At 41.2% G+C, this 17,836-nt stretch carries 19 protein-coding genes; 10 read left to right on the forward strand and 9 right to left on the reverse strand.

Annotation, left to right across the window (positions count from 1 at the left end):
* Positions 1-12: 12 nt before the first annotated feature.
* The gene (gene kduI, locus AC1DU2_RS15605) at positions 13-852 is read right to left on the reverse strand and encodes a 5-dehydro-4-deoxy-D-glucuronate isomerase (RefSeq protein WP_477368318.1); all 840 of its coding nucleotides are present in this window, start codon (positions 850-852) and stop codon (positions 13-15) included.
* 349 nt (positions 853-1,201) lie between these two features.
* On the opposite strand from kduI, the gene AC1DU2_RS15610 reads away from it, so the two are divergent.
* The 3 genes from AC1DU2_RS15610 to AC1DU2_RS15620 all read left to right on the forward strand — a co-directional run bounded on the left by AC1DU2_RS15610 (position 1,202) and on the right by AC1DU2_RS15620 (position 4,886).
* Complete coding sequence (locus AC1DU2_RS15610; protein WP_477368315.1) at positions 1,202-2,536, forward strand: OmpA family protein; 1,335 nt, start codon at positions 1,202-1,204, stop codon at positions 2,534-2,536.
* A 383-nt stretch (positions 2,537-2,919) separates the two neighbouring features.
* The gene (gene lat, locus AC1DU2_RS15615; RefSeq protein ID WP_477385226.1) at positions 2,920-4,251 is read left to right on the forward strand and encodes an L-lysine 6-transaminase; all 1,332 of its coding nucleotides are present in this window, start codon (positions 2,920-2,922) and stop codon (positions 4,249-4,251) included.
* Between the two features lie 197 nt (positions 4,252-4,448).
* The gene (locus AC1DU2_RS15620; protein ID WP_477385227.1) at positions 4,449-4,886 is read left to right on the forward strand and encodes a hypothetical protein; all 438 of its coding nucleotides are present in this window, start codon (positions 4,449-4,451) and stop codon (positions 4,884-4,886) included.
* 78 nt (positions 4,887-4,964) lie between these two features.
* On the opposite strand, the gene bshB1 is transcribed toward AC1DU2_RS15620, so the two are convergent.
* From bshB1 to AC1DU2_RS15635, 3 genes are read right to left on the reverse strand one after another with little or no spacing between them, the layout of a single operon-like run.
* Positions 4,965-5,684 (reverse strand): bacillithiol biosynthesis deacetylase BshB1, encoded by a 720-nt coding sequence (bshB1, locus tag AC1DU2_RS15625; protein WP_477385228.1) that lies wholly within the window; start codon positions 5,682-5,684, stop codon positions 4,965-4,967.
* 13 nt (positions 5,685-5,697) lie between these two features.
* A complete protein-coding gene (locus AC1DU2_RS15630; protein ID WP_477359329.1) occupies positions 5,698-6,198 on the reverse strand; it encodes a glutathione peroxidase in 501 nt (166 codons plus the stop codon).
* Positions 6,199-6,200: 2 nt separating this feature from the next.
* Positions 6,201-6,815, reverse strand: a complete 615-nt coding sequence (locus AC1DU2_RS15635) for a DUF4294 domain-containing protein (protein ID WP_477385229.1) — start codon at positions 6,813-6,815, stop codon at positions 6,201-6,203.
* Between the two features lie 108 nt (positions 6,816-6,923).
* Here AC1DU2_RS15635 and AC1DU2_RS15640 point away from each other — a divergent pair, with 108 nt between their 5' ends.
* The 7 genes from AC1DU2_RS15640 (at position 6,924) to AC1DU2_RS15670 (ending at position 13,778) form a co-directional block, all read left to right on the forward strand.
* Entirely contained in the window at positions 6,924-9,146 is a 2,223-nt protein-coding gene (locus tag AC1DU2_RS15640; RefSeq protein WP_477385230.1) for a RelA/SpoT family protein, read from the forward strand.
* A gap of 192 nt (positions 9,147-9,338) precedes the next feature.
* The gene (locus AC1DU2_RS15645; RefSeq protein ID WP_477359319.1) at positions 9,339-9,806 is read left to right on the forward strand and encodes a Fur family transcriptional regulator; all 468 of its coding nucleotides are present in this window, start codon (positions 9,339-9,341) and stop codon (positions 9,804-9,806) included.
* 2 nt (positions 9,807-9,808) lie between these two features.
* The gene (locus tag AC1DU2_RS15650; RefSeq protein ID WP_477359316.1) at positions 9,809-10,102 is read left to right on the forward strand and encodes a DUF6922 domain-containing protein; all 294 of its coding nucleotides are present in this window, start codon (positions 9,809-9,811) and stop codon (positions 10,100-10,102) included.
* Entirely contained in the window at positions 10,057-10,683 is a 627-nt protein-coding gene (locus tag AC1DU2_RS15655; protein ID WP_477385231.1) for a nucleotidyl transferase AbiEii/AbiGii toxin family protein, read from the forward strand. The genes AC1DU2_RS15650 and AC1DU2_RS15655 overlap by 46 nt, the downstream gene beginning before the upstream one ends.
* Positions 10,683-11,960, forward strand: coding sequence for an adenylosuccinate synthase (locus tag AC1DU2_RS15660; protein ID WP_477385232.1), 1,278 nt, complete (start codon positions 10,683-10,685; stop codon positions 11,958-11,960). The genes AC1DU2_RS15655 and AC1DU2_RS15660 overlap by 1 nt, the downstream gene beginning before the upstream one ends.
* A gap of 108 nt (positions 11,961-12,068) precedes the next feature.
* Positions 12,069-12,434, forward strand: coding sequence for a hypothetical protein (locus AC1DU2_RS15665; RefSeq protein WP_477385233.1), 366 nt, complete (start codon positions 12,069-12,071; stop codon positions 12,432-12,434).
* 81 nt (positions 12,435-12,515) lie between these two features.
* A complete protein-coding gene (locus AC1DU2_RS15670; RefSeq protein ID WP_477385234.1) occupies positions 12,516-13,778 on the forward strand; it encodes an anthranilate synthase component I family protein in 1,263 nt (420 codons plus the stop codon).
* 13 nt (positions 13,779-13,791) lie between these two features.
* Here the strand turns inward: AC1DU2_RS15670 and AC1DU2_RS15675 are convergent, their stop codons facing one another.
* From AC1DU2_RS15675 to AC1DU2_RS15695, 5 genes are all read right to left on the reverse strand, one after another.
* The gene (locus tag AC1DU2_RS15675) at positions 13,792-14,517 is read right to left on the reverse strand and encodes a YqjF family protein (protein ID WP_477385235.1); all 726 of its coding nucleotides are present in this window, start codon (positions 14,515-14,517) and stop codon (positions 13,792-13,794) included.
* Positions 14,518-14,613: 96 nt separating this feature from the next.
* Positions 14,614-15,417: a M48 family metallopeptidase gene (locus AC1DU2_RS15680; RefSeq protein WP_477385236.1), complete on the reverse strand. Its 804-nt coding sequence runs from the start codon at positions 15,415-15,417 to the stop codon at positions 14,614-14,616.
* A gap of 5 nt (positions 15,418-15,422) precedes the next feature.
* On the reverse strand, positions 15,423-16,070 hold the full coding sequence (gene plsY, locus AC1DU2_RS15685) for a glycerol-3-phosphate 1-O-acyltransferase PlsY (RefSeq protein ID WP_477359295.1): 648 nt from the start codon (positions 16,068-16,070) through the stop codon (positions 15,423-15,425).
* A gap of 127 nt (positions 16,071-16,197) precedes the next feature.
* On the reverse strand, positions 16,198-17,043 hold the full coding sequence (gene nadC, locus AC1DU2_RS15690; protein WP_477385237.1) for a carboxylating nicotinate-nucleotide diphosphorylase: 846 nt from the start codon (positions 17,041-17,043) through the stop codon (positions 16,198-16,200).
* 271 nt (positions 17,044-17,314) lie between these two features.
* Positions 17,315-17,713, reverse strand: coding sequence for a DUF4783 domain-containing protein (locus tag AC1DU2_RS15695; protein WP_477385238.1), 399 nt, complete (start codon positions 17,711-17,713; stop codon positions 17,315-17,317).
* Positions 17,714-17,836: the final 123 nt, after the last annotated feature.

Genomic DNA, 17,836 nt, shown 5'->3' on the forward strand with positions numbered 1-17,836 from the left:
TATTGATGGTGATTACCTGAGATCTGTAATGGCAATGGGGTCCATATCGGTATAGTCAAGGTTCTCGCCTGCCATACCCCAAATAAAGCTATAGCTTGCCGTACCGCTACCCGAGTGGATGCTCCATGGCGGCGATACCACGGCATCGTAATTATTCATAGTGATATGGCGGGTTTCGTTGCCCTCGCCCATGTAATGGAATATCTTTTGCCCCTCGGGAACATCAAAATAAAAATAAGCTTCCATCCGTCGGTCATGTACATGCGATGGCATGGTATTCCATACGCTACCCTCGTGCAAAATGGTAAGCCCCATAACCAGCTGGCAGCTTTTGGTGCCTTCCAGGTGGATGTATTTATTAATAGTACGATGATTTGCTGTTGATGCCGAGCCAAGAGTGACTTTTACAGCATCGGCATGGGTTAACAAGGTTGTTGGGTAGGTTGCATGGGCCGGGGCCGAAAGCAAGTAGAAAACTGCCGGCTCATTGCTGTTTTTACTGGCAAAATGTACGCTTTTAGTGCCCTTGCCAATGTACAGGCAATCAAGTTTTTTTACATCATAGGTAATGCCATCGGCAATTACAACGCCATCGCCCGCCACGTTGATAATACCAATTTCGCGGCGCTCTAAAAAATACTGCGCACGCAGGTTTGGATAATTTGGCAGCAGCAGTTGGGTATCCGTTGGATTGGCAAAGCCAACTATCATACGGTCATAGTGGGTATAAGTACAATTGATTGCACCTTTTTGTACCTGCTTATCTATCAAAAAACGCGACCGTATGGTAGCAGTATCATATCGCTTAAAATCCTCCGGATGTACACTTTGTATTACTTTCAATGGTATCATGTATTAAGGTTAATCCATGCAATTCTACAACCCGCGCTATTAATTAAAAAGATATCCTTCGCTTATTTTTACTTCAACGTTGTAGTAGCTGTAGTAAAGGTATAAATATTATCATTTGTCGTTGAGCATAGTTGCAAAACCAGCATGCACCGTGTGAATGTAATGCTTATAGCTTCATACTTGCAGACCCATTAAAACCCATAAAATACCTTTTACAATAAAATATATCTCCTTAATAATTAATAATTTAAATAAAATGTTTCTGTAGCAGAAAACTTTTTTCAAAAAAATGAGTTTTTAGCATTAAATCATTAAGATTCTTAATGACGTTTATTAATAAATTAAAACTATGAACTATTCTACATTGAAGAAATCAGCCGCGTTGTCGTTTGCATCTTTGATGGTTGTAGGTATGGCTAATGCTCAAACCGATTCCACCAAAACAGCAACTACTACCACGACTGAAGCCTCTACCGCCAAGGTATTTGGTGGTATTGGCCAGTACAACACATTCAGTATTGGCGTTAGCGCCGGTATCACTGATGGGCTTGTTCCGTTTACCATTAACACTACCAACAAATTTAAAGCTGATTTGGGTTATGGTTTGTATTTAAGGCAGCAGCTATCGCACACATTCAGCTTGCAGTTAGACTATTTAGGTGGCAAGGTGCATGGCATAGACGAAGCTGGTAAGCCTAAGTTTGGCATTACCGAATACAAAACCAGTTTTAACTCTGTGGCTTTAAGCGGCGTGTTCAATATTGCAAGTGTTAGCTTTTTACACCGCAAAAACAGCGTTAACTTTTATGGTTCTGCAGGTTTAGGTTTAGACATGTACAAACCTAAAATGTATGTTACGGATGCAGGTGCCACAGTGAATGACCCTTACGGACACACCGTAAAAGAATTATACGCACCTGTTGGCGCTGGTGTAAAATTCAGACTATCTGATGCGGTAGCCCTGAACTTAGGCTACACTGTCAGCTTTGTACAAGGTTATAATTTTGCAGGCAAAAACACCTACCCAACTTTCAGCCACTACTCTTATACCTATGGTGGGTTAGAGTATACTTTTGGCCCAAAATCAAAACAGAACTTAACATGGGTTAACCCGGTTGCTCAAATGTATGATGAATTGTACGATGCAGCCCTACGCCAGGAAGTTGAAGCTTTAAAAGGCCGTGTAACCAATGTTGAAACCGCGGTTAGCGACCTGAAAAAAGATTCAGATGGTGACGGTGTTGCCGATCAGTTTGACAAATGCCCGGGTACTGCTGCAGGCAGCGTAGTTGATGGTTCTGGTTGCGTTATTGTATTCCCCAAACCGGATTCTACTTTGAGCGCTAAGCCTATTGCCACTCCTTACTCAAACATCCAGTTTGAATTTGACAGCTCGGTATTACGTACTTCATCTTACCCGGTATTAGATGCCACATCGGCTGATCTGCGTGCTTCTGGTAAAGGTGTTGAAGTTGATGGCTTTGCTTCAGCTGAAGGTACAGCGGCTCACAACCTTTCATTATCAAAAGACCGCGCTAACTCTGTAAAAACTTACCTGGTTAACTCTGGTGTTGATGCCAAGAAAGTAAAAATCAAAGGCTACGGCGAAACTAAGCCAATTGCTGATAACTCAACAGAAGATGGTCGTGTATTAAACCGTCGGGTTCAGTTCAAACAAAAATAATTGTTAATAAAAACATTATTTGCGAAAGCCCCGGATAACCCGGGGCTTTTTGTGTTTAAACACGATTTAAGGATTTTACAGGATTAACAGGATTTTTTCTGTAAAATCAAGTATTCACAATTTGGCTGTAAATATTTAAACAGATTATATTTAGTTTAAAACTTAAATACACCACATTGTCTTACGCTGTTTCGGGCAGATTAAAATAGGATCAAGCGATTTAAAATCAAAAAAATGTAGTCTATGCCCCTATACTATTTTCGGCTTTGGTACAAAAAGTAACTTTAAACAATTTAAACATACTTTTCACCCAATCGGTTCAAAAACCGCCTAAATTTTGTTTTTTGGGGCTTTTTAGTAGATTTGTATAAACCAAAATTGATATGTACAACCTACTTGTTTCACCCCAAAACGTTCAGGCTTCGTTGCAGAAGCATGTACTTGCCGATGGCTTCGATCTCACTTTTGATATGGAAAAAAGTAAGGGCGTATATATTTACGATTCGAAGAACAACCGGACACTACTTGATTTTTTTACCTGCTTCGCCTCGGTACCTTTAGGTTACAATCACCCCAAAATGGTGAACGACGAAGAATTCAAAAAAAACCTGATGCTGGCGGCCTTAACCAACCCGTCCAACTCCGATATATATACTACCCAATACGCGCAATTTGTTGAAACCTTTTCAAGGGTTGGCATTCCCGATTATTTACCGCACGCTTTTTTTATAGCAGGCGGTTCATTAGCCATAGAAAACGCGCTAAAGGTTGCCATGGACTGGAAAGTGCAAAAGAATTTTGCCAGGGGCTATACCAAAGAGCGCGGCTTTAAAGTGATACACTTTGAACACGCGTTTCATGGCCGCTCGGGCTATACCCTGAGCCTTACCAATACGGTGCCCAATAAAACCAAATGGTTTGCCAAGTTTGACTGGCCAAGGGTATCTGTACCCTATATGAATTTCCCGTATAGTGACGCCAATCATGAAGATTTGCTGCAACGCGAGCAATTGTCTGTAGCCCAGATCAGACAAGCTTTTGAAGATAATAAAGATGACGTTTGCGCTATTATTATTGAACCCGTACAATCAGAAGGCGGAGATAACCACGTACGTAAGGAATTTTTAGAAAAACTGCGCGAGCTTGCCGATGAATATGAGGCTATGCTCATTTATGACGAAGTGCAAACCGGCGTTGGCCTTACAGGTAAATTTTGGTGTCATGAGCATTTTGGCCCCAAAGCACGGCCAGACATTTTGGCCTTTGGTAAAAAAATGCAGGTTTGTGGCATATTGTGCAGCAACCGGGTTGACGAGATTGAGAATAATGTATTCCATGTATCATCGCGCATTAACTCAACCTGGGGAGGTAGTTTGGTTGATATGGTACGGTCATCAAAAATAATGGAAGTAATAGCCGAAGATAATCTTTGCCAAAATGCCGCCGAAATGGGCGACTATTTGCAAAACCAGCTCAGCGATATTTCGGCCAGGATGCCTGTCATCGGCAATGTGCGTGGCAAGGGGCTGCTTACAGCCTTTGATTTTCCCGACAAAAACAAGCGCGATAATTTCATCAACAAAGGGTTGGATAATAATATCATGTATTTAGGCTGCGGTGATAAAAGTATCCGTTTTAGGCCAGCGCTTATTATTGAAAAAAGCCATATAGATACCGGACTTGAAATGCTGGAGAAAATAGCTAAAACCCTATAATCGACAATAACGTATTTAAAAAAACAGCTGAACTACAAACACCGTATCCTAATATTTAATATATGTTTTAGGGATTGTTGAGTCCAAAAAGGGTTGAAATATTAACATAAGCTATTTTTTTACCAAAATACGCTATATTTTTAATTATTATTCCCGTTAGATTTGTCCATTCCTGTTAGAATCAAATCTAGTTCATCATGAGCAAACATATAGAGAAATTAAAAAAACAACTTGTTGAAGTTGCAGAAGTTGTTAACTCATTTCAGTCAGAAGCCGTGCAGGTACGCATCATTGATAGGCTGCTGGATGTAATGATTGAGTCGGAGAGAGCAGATGCCGATGGTTCTGAAATTTTTAGTAAAAAAGGCCGTAAATTACGCTTAGACGATGAAAGTTCTGCCGCTGGGGGGCGTAAAAAGCCAGGCGCAACAAAAATATTGAACCAATTGCTAAGCACCGACTTTTTTGATGAACAGCGTTCCATCTCATCAATAGCTAGCTATTGTAAAGAGCAATTTGATTCGGATTTCAAAACTTCGGAGTTATCGGGCATCCTTTTAAAATTGGCAAATGAAAATAAACTAAGACGGGAAAGAAGCAATGAAAACAATCGTTTTGAATACATCAAAGCTTAAATAGACAAACCAATATTATAAAATAAGCCGCTATTTGTTTAAAATAGCGGCTTATTTTATTTTCAGTTAAATAATATATTATTTTAAAGCAAATAAATTATCCACGCCTAAAATTTTCCTACTGGTATAGCCTTCAGCATATTTAGCGCCAATGCTTTTACCAAATTCGCTGGCACGCGCAGCAACTACGTTAATAAACTCTGGGGTAGATATATAAGTTTGGGGTTCATTTTCCCATTCGGGGTTGTAAAACTGCGAACCATAAGCGTAAATACTCTCCACCTTTTTATCCCAGTATTCGGTAATATCAATTAAAATATCTGGTTTAATATAGTTATCCTGAATAAAGTGCAGCACCATTTCTGGCCGCCATGCCTGTTGCGTTTCTCCATTCTCAAACGTCTCTATCTTGCGCAAGCCCGCTAAAAACGCAGATGCCTCTACCAGCTCATTAGCGCGGCCATGATCTGGGTGCCTGTCATGATAAGCGTTGGTAATTACAATTTCAGGCTGATATTTACGAATAGCGGCAATTATCTTTAACTGATACTCCCGCGTATTTTCAAAAAAACCATCCGGAATAGCCAGGTTATCTCTTACCGCAAGACCCAGTATTTTGGCTGCGGCGGCGGCTTCCTGCTCTCGTATCTCGGCCGATCCGCGGGTACCTAATTCACCGCGGGTAAGGTCAACAATACCTACCTTATAACCCAAGGCAACGTGTTTTAAAATGGTGCCCGAGCATCCAAGTTCGGCATCATCAGGATGTACCGATAAAACTAAAATATCTAACTTCATTGTTGTGTTTGTGTTAATGAGTTGCCGCCAAAAGGCGCTCAATCTTTTTCCGGATTTTTGACGATGTGGGCTTGGTAAACGGAAAGTAAAAGTCGGTAACGTGTCCGTCCCTATCAATCAAAAACTTATGAAAATTCCATCTGGGTACCGATTTAAGTTTTCCGTTTGCTTTTTTATCGGCAAAAAATTGGTATAGGGGATGTGCAAAAGGCCCGCGCACCCTGATTTTATCAAATACCGGGTAGTTTGCACCAACGTTTTCGCAAAAAGCAGCTATAGCGGCGCCTTCCAAAGGCTCCTGGCCGCCAAAATCATTTGAGGGGAAGGCCAATATCTCGAAATCAGTATCCTTGAACTGGTTTTTCAATTCGGCCAAATCTTTAAGCTGTGGTGTAAAGCCACATTGAGAGGCGGTATTAACAATTAAAAGTACCTTACTTTTATAAGCCGACAGGCTAATATCATCACCGTTTAACTTTTGAACGTTAAACTTGTAGACGCTTGTGTTGTCCATTATCAGTAGTTAGTGGAATTATATCCGGCCTGGGTAAGTATGGCCTCGATATCTCTCTGCTCGTCGGGGTCGTAAGTCTCCTTAAGGTTATGGCCAAATATGCTGGCTACAGACTGAAACATAAATGCCTTAAAACCACCCTTAAGTTCCTTAACCATAGTATAGCTGGTTTGCCCGGTTTCGCGGTCAATCAGCTTGATCAAAACTTCACCCTGACTAATTGTCAGATTTTTAATTTCCTTATCAAACAATGTTTTTATTTCACCTTCGCAGGTGCTTATCAATTCTTTCTGTTTTTTCTTATCCCCGGTAAGGGCAAGGTCGCGCTGCAATTTTGCGTACCGCTGGCCTGCAAAACGGGCGTAAGGTAACACCTTCATTACGTTATAACGCAACCGGCGGTAATTATCCCTATCGGCATCGTTGGCAAATATGCGGCTATCTACAATTCTAATAGGCGGGCAAACTACCCAGGGTATTAATTGTCCGTCAACATCGGTTACGGCCACCCTTATGGTATCATTTTTGCCCAATACCATAGGTGCAGGTTTATCTGTCTGGGCACTTACCTTGCCCACTAAGCAACAAAACATCAACAGAAAACCAATAAATTTCATATTTTTACTTAAAACAAAATTAAAGGAAATTTTTGTGGTATTTTAATATAATCTGTAATAATAATTTTCAGTTACAAGTTTATCTTATTTATACCGTCTATATCATATATGAAAGAGATAGAGATTGATCTGGAAGCCGAGAAGAATGAGATACTAAAAAGATATCGCGCATTGCTGCGCGCCTGTAAATCGACCCTGCAAAAGGGCGATAAACGCATGATACGCAAGGCGTTTGATATGGCGCTTGAAAGCCATAAAGATATGCGCCGTAAAAGCGGCGAACCCTATATATACCACCCTATTGCAGTTGCCCAGATAGCCGCCGAAGAGATTGGCCTGGGTACCACATCAATAGTGTGCGCCCTGCTTCATGATGTGGTAGAAGATACCAACATGACGCTTGACGAAATTGAGATGGAGTTTGGTAAAAAGGTGGCCAAAATTATTGATGGCTTAACCAAAATATCGGGCGTATTTGATACCAACAGCTCGTTACAGGCCGAAAACTTCCGTAAAATGCTGCTTACCCTGGCCGATGATGTGCGGGTAATACTCATTAAACTGGCCGATAGGCTGCATAATATGCGCACCATGGAGTTTATGCCGCGCGATAAGCAGCTTAAACTATCGTCAGAAACCGTGTACCTGTACGCCCCGTTGGCCCACAGGCTGGGTTTATATGCCATAAAATCTGAACTGGAAGACCTATCCATGAAATACATGGAGCGCGAAACTTACCAGTTCATCAAAAAGAAACTAAACGAAAAGAAAGCTGAACGAGAACGGTTTATCCGCGATTTTATTGAGCCTGTTAACAAAGCGCTACAGGCCCAGGAAATTCATGCAGATGTGTTTGGCAGGCCAAAATCTATCCACTCCATCTGGAATAAGATGAAGAAAAAATCGATCCCTTTTGAGGAGGTGTATGATCTTTTTGCCATCAGGATAATTTTAGATAGCGCCCCCGACCAGGAAAAAGCCGATTGCTGGAAGGCCTACAGTATAGTTACCGACCAATACCGTCCCAACCCCGACAGGCTGCGCGATTGGATTTCGTCGCCCAAGGCAAATGGATACGAATCATTACACACAACCGTTATGGGGCCGCGCGGGCAATGGGTTGAAGTGCAGATACGTACCAAACGCATGAACGAGATTGCCGAGAAAGGTTTTGCCGCGCATTGGAAATACAAGGAATCATCAACCGATAGCGGGCTTGATCAATGGGTGCAAAAGGTAAGGGATATGCTTAAAAATCCCGACACCAACGCCCTGGATTTTATCGACGACTTCAAGATGAATTTATTCAGCGATGAAATTTTCATTTTTACCCCAAAAGGTGCGCTTATCCAGTTGCCGCTTAATGCAACTGCCCTGGATTTTGCATTTGAAATACACACCGATGTGGGCGCCAGTTGTATTGGCGCCAAAGTGAACCATAAACTGGTGCCATTAAGTTATAAACTGCAAAATGGCGACCAGGTAGAGATTATCACCTCGGGCAAGCAAACCCCTAAAGAGGATTGGCTAAATTTTGTGGTTACCGCAAAAGCTAAAGCCAAAATAAAATCGGCTTTAAAAGAAGAAAAGCGAAAAATTGCGGAGGACGGCAAAGAGATTCTGGAGCGTAAAATGAAATCGCTTAAAATCACTTACAACTCCGAAAATCTGCACAAACTGAGCTATTTTTTCAAACTGCAATCAACCCAGGACCTGTTTTATAACATTGCCAAGGGCGTGATAGACATGAAAGACCTGAAGGAATATCAGGCCTTTGAAAAGAATGTTGAGAACAAGCCCCAGGATAAAATTGAACAGGAACAAGTTCAAAACCTCATTCGTAACCTGAAATCGAAAGACAGCGATATGCTGCTGATTGGTGAGGACATGCAGAAAATTGACTATAAACTGGCCAATTGCTGTAACCCTATCCCCGGCGACGATGTATTTGGCTTTGTTACCGTGAGCGATGGCATTAAAATACACCGCACCAACTGCCCCAATGCCGCCAAACTGATGGCTAACTATGGCTACCGGATTGTAAAAGCCCGCTGGACCAACCAGCAGGAGCTTGCATTTTTAACCGGGTTAAGAATAACCGGTATAGACGAAGTTGGATTAATTAATAAACTCACCACTGTTATATCAACCGATTTTAAGGTAAATATCCGCTCCATTACGGTTGATAGTGACAACGGAATTTTTGAAGGATCGATAATGGTTTACGTAAACGATACCAACCACCTTGACAACCTGATCAAAAAAATAAAACTGATTAAAGGCGTTACCGGCGTTAACAGATTTGATTCGGTGATTGAAAAAGCGTCTTGAAAAAGAATCAAGAATTAAGAGTCAAGAATCAAGATGGAGAAAGTCTTGATTTTTTTATTCTTGTCTGAAACCAGTTACAGATGACAGAAGGAGTCGCCAGGCGAAACACAAATTTTTCTTAATTCCTGATTCTTGACTCTTGACTCTATCTTAACCAAATTATTAATAACTTTGCCTGCTTAACAGACCATTATGGCCCAACCGGATACTATAGCATTGGTTAAAAAAATTTTTGAGGCTTACCTTGAGAATAAAAACCTGCGCAAAACGCCGGAGCGTTTTGCAATACTCGAAGAAATTTACTCGCGCTCAGATCACTTTGATGTGGAATCCCTTTATATCCACATGAAAAATAAAAAATACCGTGTTAGCCGCGCTACGGTATATAACACGCTTGAACTGCTGGTATCATGCGACCTGGTAACAAAACACCAGTTTGGCAAAAACATGGCCCAATTTGAAAAATCATACGGCTACAAACAGCATGACCACATCATTTGCATCGACTGCGGCAAAGTAGTGGAGTTTTGCGACCCGCGGATTCAGCAGATACAGAGTATGATGGGCGATATTTTAAAATTCGACATTAAACACCACTCGTTAAACCTTTACGGTAACTGTGCCAAATTACGTGAAGGTAATTGCGACAGAAGGGTATAACCATGAACAAACCTATTTTAAGCAAACAGGCATTTTGGGATGTTGATATGGATAATATCGACTATGAAAAGAATGCGCGTTTTGTTATTGAAAAGGTTGTTGACCGCGGATCTTTTGAGGACTTTATCGCTCTAAAGAAATTTTATGGTGATGATAAAATCAAAAAAGAAATTGTAAATGCTAAGTGGATTGGCGACAAAGAAATTTATTTTTGCTGTGCCATTTTCGATCTTGAACCTAAGGACTTTAAATGTTATATAAAGAAACAGTTGAACCCGCAACTTTGGGTTTACTGACAGAATTAATGACTCTGCCAGAACTGGAGCAATTCAGACTGGTTGGTGGTACAGCGCTATCTTTACTTTTAGGTCATCGGGCATCTATCGATCTTGATCTTTTTACCGACGAACCCTTTGATAGCGATTTAATTAACTTTAAGCTATCCGGCAATTTTCAATTTTTCTCAAAAGAAAGAACCAGCCCCCGTTTGTTGTTCACTTATATAAATAACGTAAAAGTAGATTTTGTACATACGTTTGAAAAGTTCACTTTTGCCAGTAATAATATAGAGGGTATTAGGTTTGCCTCCCTGGAAGAAATTATTGCCCTGAAATTAAACGCAATAGCAGGACGAGGGGCAAAAAAGGACTTTTGGGATTTACACGAGTTATTGGAACATTTTTCGTTTGATCAAATGTTTTCATTTTATCAAGCCAGGTATCCAAATAATTCAACGATAATGATTATTAAATCTATCACTTATTTTGTTGAAGCAGATTTGGATTCAGATCCTTATAGTTTTAAAAAATTAAAGTGGGATAAAATCAAAAAAGATATCATACAAAAATTTAATAGATATATTCAAACGATAAATTAATGGCTGTTGACGTATTATTAGGCCTCCAATGGGGCGATGAAGGTAAAGGAAAAATTGTTGATGTGCTTAGCGCAGGTTACGACCTGATTGCACGTTTCCAGGGCGGCCCAAATGCCGGGCATACTTTGGAATTCGACGGTAAAAAATTCGTTTTGAATACTATTCCTTCAGGTATATTTTTTGAAAATACCATGAACCTTATTGGTAATGGTGTAGTGATTGACCCTATTACCCTTAAAAAGGAAATAGATAAACTGAAAGATGCAGGGCACGATCTGTTGGCTAAAAAGAACCTGCTGATTGCCAAAAAAGCGCACCTGATATTGCCTACCCATCAACTGCTTGACGCCGCATCTGAAAAGAAAATGGGCGAAGGTAAAATCGGCTCGACTTTAAAAGGTATCGGTCCTACTTATATGGATAAAACCGGCAGGAACGGTTTACGCATCGGCGATATCACCCTGCCCGACTTTAAAGAACGTTACCAGAAACTGGTTGACAAACATACTTCAATGCTTACAGCCATGTACGGCGAGGTTGCCGATTTTTCTGAACGCGAAGCTTTGTTTTTTGAAGCCATTGACTTTATCAAGCAATTTCCACTGGTTGATTCGGAGCACCTGGTGAACGACTATATTAAAAAAGGCAAAAAAGTTTTGGCCGAAGGCGCTCAGGGCGCCATGCTGGATATTGATTTTGGAAGCTATCCGTTTGTTACTTCGTCAAATACTACGGCTGCTGGTGCATGCACCGGCTTAGGAATAGCTCCACAGCAAATTGGCGATGTGATAGGTATTTTTAAAGCTTATTGTACCCGTGTTGGCGGCGGCCCGTTCCCTACCGAACTGGAAGACGAAACAGGCGAAGAATTACGCCGTATAGGCCACGAATTTGGCGCCACCACAGGAAGGCCCCGCCGTACCGGCTGGATTGATCTGCCGGCTTTAAAATACGCTATAATGCTTAACGGTGTTACCCAGTTGGTTATGACCAAGGCGGATGTATTAAGCGGCTTTGATAAAATTTATGCTTGTACCCACTATAACTATTTAGGCGAAACTATTGACTATATGCCTTATGATATCTGCTCGGTAAGTCCGGTGCCGGTTTTGAAGGAAATTAATGGCTGGAACGAAGATTTAACAGGTATTACTGAGTTGTCTGAAATCCCTGCCAAACTGCAATCATACATTGATTACCTGGAGGCGGAATTGGGCGTACCTGTAAAATATTTATCTGTTGGGCCCGACAGGAAGCAGACTTTGGTGCTGCACTAAAAGTAAACAATCTGTTTTAAAACAAATATTATAAGGGCCGAATCAAATCGGTCCTTTTTATTTATATTAGCTTTTGATATTTTATTTATATCGTAACCTTATCATATAATGTTTAAACCCTCCACTCTAAAAACTGTATCGTACATTGCATTGGTGTGCTGCTCATTAAGTTTGTTATTGACTATTTACGGCGCTGTTGTTGTTGGCCAGTGGCAAATGTATTTAAGCATAGTATCATGGGCACTGCTTATTTATTCAAGCTACTTAGGCACCAAGCTGGCAACATATGAATTATATGATGAAGACATCAAAAAACTTGGTTACTATATTTATGGCATCCTGGTAGTTTTTGTTTTTTTCCTGTGTTTTAATATTTCTTTAGGGGTGTTATTGGCAATATTTCTGGCAATCACCCTTCATAATCAAAAAACAGGTTTTGATAGTTGGATGCGGGAGAAAAACAATGAAATATAAGTTATTAATCTTGTATTGATCATATAGTATTTAAAGGCCGGCTACCCGGTCTTTTTTAATTAACTTGGTTATTTTTGCAGGGTGATAGTACAGGTAAATGATCTGCAAAATTTCAAGCTTAAAGCCCTGCAATGGGCATCGTCATACAATTCGGCATGTTACCTCGACTCGAATGGCTTTGATGACCCCTACACCAAATTTGATACACTGATAGCCATTAACAGTAAGGCACAAATAAAGGCGAGCACTGGTTCTGCATTTATTGACCTACAAAACTTTCGTACCAATAATCCCGGTTGGCTTTGTGGTTTTTTGGGCTATGATCTGAAAAACGAGGTAGAAAAATTATCCTCACAAAACTTTGACGGCGTCGATTTTCCCGACCTGTACTTTTTTGCACCGGTACATCTGATCATTATTAAAGACAATAAAGCGGAGATTATTAGCGACGAGCCTCAACATGTTTTGAGCCGGATTGATGGGCAGCAGCTAATTAAGGATGGTGACGAGCCATCAATAAATTTAAAAAGCAGGTTTACAAAACAGGAATATATTGATGCAGTAACCGCCATACAGGAGCATATTACCAGGGGCGATATTTATGTAACCAATTTTTGTCAGGAGTTTTATGCTGATGATGTACATATTGATCCGTTGAGCGTATTTACGCAGCTTAACACTGTGTCGCCCAATCCATTTTCAACTTTTTTTAAATGGAATAAYAATTACATACTGGGCGCCTCGCCCGAACGTTTTTTAGCAAAACGAGGCACTAAACTCATATCGCAGCCCATCAAAGGGACGGCCAAAAGGCACGACGATTTAGAGGCCGATGAACTGGTTAAGCAGGAATTACGCAACCATCCCAAGGAGTTGCAGGAAAATGTAATGATTGTTGACCTGGTACGCAACGACCTTACCAAATCGGCCAAACAGGGGACAGTTGCAACCGAAGAGCTTTTTGGCATTCATAGCTTCCGCCATGTACACCAAATGATATCGACCGTTGTATGCGAGTTACAGGAGCATTTACCGCCAATACAGGCCATTAAAAACAGCTTCCCTATGGGCAGCATGACTGGTGCCCCCAAAATAAGCGCCATGCAATTGATGGAACAATATGAACGAAGTAAGCGCGGCATTTATTCCGGGGCGGTGGGGTACTTTAGCCCGGATGATGATTTTGATTTCAACGTAGTAATCAGATCGCTGCTTTATAACGCTGATAAAGGATACATATCATTCCATGCCGGGAGCGCTATTACTTATCATGCTGACGCAGAGAAGGAGTATGAGGAATGTTTATTGAAAGCGAAGGCGGTGCTGGAAGTTTTGGGTGGCTAGCATCTTAACTTTACTATTTTACCACAATCTTATCCCCCATCCTCACCTTAATATCAGATCCAACGGCAAAAAACGCCGAAACCGGCTCTTTCACTAAATAAGGCTTAAATGCTTCACCATATAACCCTGCCACATCAGCATCAAAAACATAATCTTTAACCTTACCAGTTTGCCATGATATATGTTCAACCTGGTACTCCATAGTGCTTGTGGCCGAAAGTTTATTGTATCCCCAATAATGCTCAAAAATAAACTCTTCGCCACTACCAGGTGTTATATCCAGTAATTGATTGCTGGCGGTTGCGCCAAGCTTATTCCATTTGCCTTTAAACTTCCACTCGTATAAAAACTGGGTGTGGTCTCCGGCTTCCAGTATGCTGTGGCGCATGGGCATGGCACTATAATGTTCTTTGTATAAATTGTTAGCAATAACTGCTATTATTGGTTTAGGTACTATTTCACTTACAAAAACGGCTCCACGCTTCCATTCTGTTCCGTTAAAGTGCCTTACGTAAAAACGAAGGTTCACTTCCTCAAAATCCACATGCCATGGCCATTTGATGCCCAATACCTTTGTATCTAAAAACATAAAGCCTACCATGCTTACCAAAGCCTTGCCCTGCCATAAGTCAAGCTCGGTGCCGGGTGGTAAATAGGGATCGAGAATAGTGGGATCCACCTCGTAATTTATCATTACCAGGTTTTTCCACTGCGCTTTTAAGAATTGAGGTTTGGGCATAAATTAAATGATGAGGTTTAAGTGTCGAGTAGTGAGTTCATCGACATTTGTAGCATGCCATAAATTAACTCAAAACTTACTACTCATAACTCAAAACTATTTTTTATAATACTTCATAGCCTCGGGTATCAGGTTTTGAATGTTGGCTATGCGGGTAGCATCAGAAGGGTGTGTACTTAGCAATTCGGGGGGCGAGCCGCCTTTGTTTTGAGYGGCCATACGTTGCCAAAACGCAACTGCATTGTGCGGATCGTACCCGGCCATTGCCATAAATGTCAAACCCAGGCGATCTGCTTCCGATTCCTGGTCGCGCGAGTATTTCAACAAAACAACCTGGGTACCTACACCATAAGCCTGGCTAAAAAGGCTTTGCATTACCTGCGATTGCTTTGCCACGGCAACGCCGGCCAGCGAACCGCCGAATTGCGCCAATGTTTGCTGCGAAATGCGCTCGGCAGAGTGCCGGGCAATAGCGTGTCCAATTTCGTGCCCCATAACCACTGCCAGGTAAGCATCGGTATTGGCCACCGGCAATAAACCACTATATACAGCTACTTTACCGCCAGGCATACACCATGCGTTTACCTCGGGGCTCTGGATGAGGTTAAACTCCCATTGAAAGCTGTATTGATCGCCGTACCCGTTGCTTTTTAAATAGGCTTCGATAGCTACGGCAAGGTTATTACCAATGCGTTTGATACGTTGCGCATCGGTTCCGCCATTAATTACTTTGGTTTTAGGATCTGATAATAATTGACTGTAACTGGCGGCTGCCGATTGGTTTACTTCGGCATCGCCAACCAACTTTAATTGTTTACGGCCGGTAAGCGGCACAGTTGAACAGGAGAACAGGGCAACAACCAGTGTTGTTGCTAAAAATGCAGGCAGGAATTTTTTCATAATGGTCAGGCAGCTTTTTTCTTTAAAAAATTAACTTTCGATTCGGTGCCCTTTAATAAACGTTCGATATTCTTTTGATGCGTTACCAGGATGAGCATGCAAATACACATTCCGTATATAACAACCGATCTTATAGAGGTGGGAAAAACAAACGAGACCCCTATAGGATAGGTAAAGGCCGCAGCAATGGAGCTAAGCGACACATACTTTGTAAGTAACAACACCACAACAAATACCAACACGCACAATAAAGCGGCGTGCAAATGTATAGCCAAAATCATTCCAAATAAAGTGGCAACACCTTTACCGCCCCTAAAACCGGCAAATATCGGGAACAAATGGCCCATAACTGCAGCTACCCCTAAAGCCAGCGCGTAGTTCATATAACTCGCAGAATTGTAAGCCCCGGTAGTAGATACCCCGATAAAAAAAGCAAGGTTAGTAGCCGTCCAACCTTTCAAAATATCAAGCAGCATTACAGGGATACCAGCCTGTTTGCCCAGTACCCTGAAGGTATTGGTTGCGCCTGCATTGCCACTGCCATACTCTCTTACATCGATATCATAAAACGCAAGGCCAATCCAGACAGCTGTTGGGATAGACCCGCAGAGATAAGCAAGGATGAGCGCCGAAACTGAGTATACGTTGATCATTTACCTGCAATATTACAAAATTGATACCGTACTAAAACGCTAATCATAATTTAAACGCTTGCTTTAATAGCTAGATTCCGACAGCCCGGTCTTAACTCAAATGTTAAAACAAGGATGCACCATAAATTTACTTTACAGCCTTTAAACTAAGGTCGAGGCTTTTTACCGAATGCGTGAGCGCTCCAACAGAAATATAATCAACCCCGCAATCCGCGTATTCGCGTATTGTATCAATTGTTATACCACCCGATGCCTCAGTTATAAACCGGCCGTTAATAATATTAACTGCCTGCCGCAGTTCGGCAAAGTTAAAGTTGTCTAACAAGATACGGTTTATGTTGCCGGTTTGCAATACCTCGTCCAATTCTTCCAGGTTACGCACCTCAATTTCGATGGCAAGCTTTTTATGATTATCTATAAGATACTGATTTGCACTTTCAATGGCTTGCCTTATCCCCCCGGCATAGTCAACATGATTATCTTTAATTAATATCATATCATACAAACCAAACCGGTGATTAACGCCGCCGCCTATTTTTACGGCCCATTTTTCAAGGTAGCGTAAACCTGGGGTTGTTTTACGGGTATCTAAAACTTTTGTATTGGTGCCTTTCAACAAATCAACTATCTCGCGGGTTTTTGTAGCAATTCCCGACATTCGTTGCATACAATTCAGTACCAAACGCTCGGCAACCAGGATACTGCGGGCGCTGCCCTCTACTTCAAACGCCACATCTTTGTACTTAACAACAGCGCCATCCTGTAAAAAAATGGTCACTTTAAGGTCGGGGTCAACCACTTTAAATATCTCAATAGCCAATTCAACACCGGCCAAAATGCCTTCGTCTTTTACCAAAAGTTGTGCTTTGCCTGTTGTTTCGGCGGGAATGGTTGATAGGGAGGTATGATCACCATCGCCAACATCCTCTTGTAAAGCATTAATTATAAACTGGTCAACAAGTTCTTTATCCAAGATAATTACTTTTTTAAGCCCCAAAAGTAACGTTTTTTTTAATTTGAGAATTTGAAGATTTGAGAATTTGAAAATGAAAAAAGAAAATTTAGAAACCAATCAATTTCAGGCTTTCAACTTTATTTTGTTTAGTGATAGAAATCAACGAGTTATTTTAACAACTTATCACAAAATGTAATTACAAGCCAATCTGCTTAACCCAGGTTCGGCAACTCTTCCAAATTTTCAAATCCTCAAATTTTCAAATTGCTTTATCCTCAAATTCAAAAGTCTACTTCACCTTCTCGTCCTCAATCCCCAATTCGATGATGCGCATGGTACCACCTACATCTTTCAGGGTAAAGGCGATGCGGTATTCCTGTTTATCGGCAGTGGTTAAAATATATACACCAAGTTGAATGCTGGCGCTGGAGTTTACTTTGTGGAGCAGCTTTATTGTTTGTGGCTTATGTTTAGTAAAAAAATCGCTGAGAACAGATGTGGCCTGGGTTTGCGAATATGATTGCTCTTCGGCCATTACAGTCATCTCTACGGTTGGGGCAAACAGCTTGCCTATTTCTTTACTATTACCCTGTTTTATCAAATTAGCCACATTATCCATGGCATCGGCCGCTACCATGCCAGGCATCAGCAACAAAACTATAAACGACGACAGGTAAAGTAACCTCATATCATAAATACGTGAAAAAACGGTTTAAAGTTACACCAGACAAAAAAGAGGAGCTTTTTTTAGCGTAATGTTCAGATATAACTGTTTTTGCCCTCAATTATTATCTTAACAATCAGCACGGTG

Source organism: Mucilaginibacter sp. P4_C11 (assembly GCF_056402115.1).

Coding starts and splice junctions, on each gene's coding strand:
- AC1DU2_RS15645 (WP_477359319.1), top strand. CDS start 9,339: ATGGCCCAACCGGATACTATAGCATTGGTTAAAAAAATTTTTGAGGCT.
- AC1DU2_RS15635 (WP_477385229.1), bottom strand. CDS start 6,815: ATGAAATTTATTGGTTTTCTGTTGATGTTTTGTTGCTTAGTGGGCAAG.
- AC1DU2_RS15640 (WP_477385230.1), top strand. CDS start 6,924: ATGAAAGAGATAGAGATTGATCTGGAAGCCGAGAAGAATGAGATACTA.
- plsY (WP_477359295.1), bottom strand. CDS start 16,070: ATGATCAACGTATACTCAGTTTCGGCGCTCATCCTTGCTTATCTCTGC.
- lat (WP_477385226.1), top strand. CDS start 2,920: ATGTACAACCTACTTGTTTCACCCCAAAACGTTCAGGCTTCGTTGCAG.
- AC1DU2_RS15610 (WP_477368315.1), top strand. CDS start 1,202: ATGAACTATTCTACATTGAAGAAATCAGCCGCGTTGTCGTTTGCATCT.
- AC1DU2_RS15665 (WP_477385233.1), top strand. CDS start 12,069: ATGTTTAAACCCTCCACTCTAAAAACTGTATCGTACATTGCATTGGTG.
- AC1DU2_RS15675 (WP_477385235.1), bottom strand. CDS start 14,517: ATGCCCAAACCTCAATTCTTAAAAGCGCAGTGGAAAAACCTGGTAATG.
- AC1DU2_RS15695 (WP_477385238.1), bottom strand. CDS start 17,713: ATGAGGTTACTTTACCTGTCGTCGTTTATAGTTTTGTTGCTGATGCCT.
- AC1DU2_RS15655 (WP_477385231.1), top strand. CDS start 10,057: ATGTTATATAAAGAAACAGTTGAACCCGCAACTTTGGGTTTACTGACA.
- AC1DU2_RS15660 (WP_477385232.1), top strand. CDS start 10,683: ATGGCTGTTGACGTATTATTAGGCCTCCAATGGGGCGATGAAGGTAAA.
- kduI (WP_477368318.1), bottom strand. CDS start 852: ATGATACCATTGAAAGTAATACAAAGTGTACATCCGGAGGATTTTAAG.
- AC1DU2_RS15650 (WP_477359316.1), top strand. CDS start 9,809: ATGAACAAACCTATTTTAAGCAAACAGGCATTTTGGGATGTTGATATG.
- bshB1 (WP_477385228.1), bottom strand. CDS start 5,684: ATGAAGTTAGATATTTTAGTTTTATCGGTACATCCTGATGATGCCGAA.
- AC1DU2_RS15630 (WP_477359329.1), bottom strand. CDS start 6,198: ATGGACAACACAAGCGTCTACAAGTTTAACGTTCAAAAGTTAAACGGT.
- AC1DU2_RS15620 (WP_477385227.1), top strand. CDS start 4,449: ATGAGCAAACATATAGAGAAATTAAAAAAACAACTTGTTGAAGTTGCA.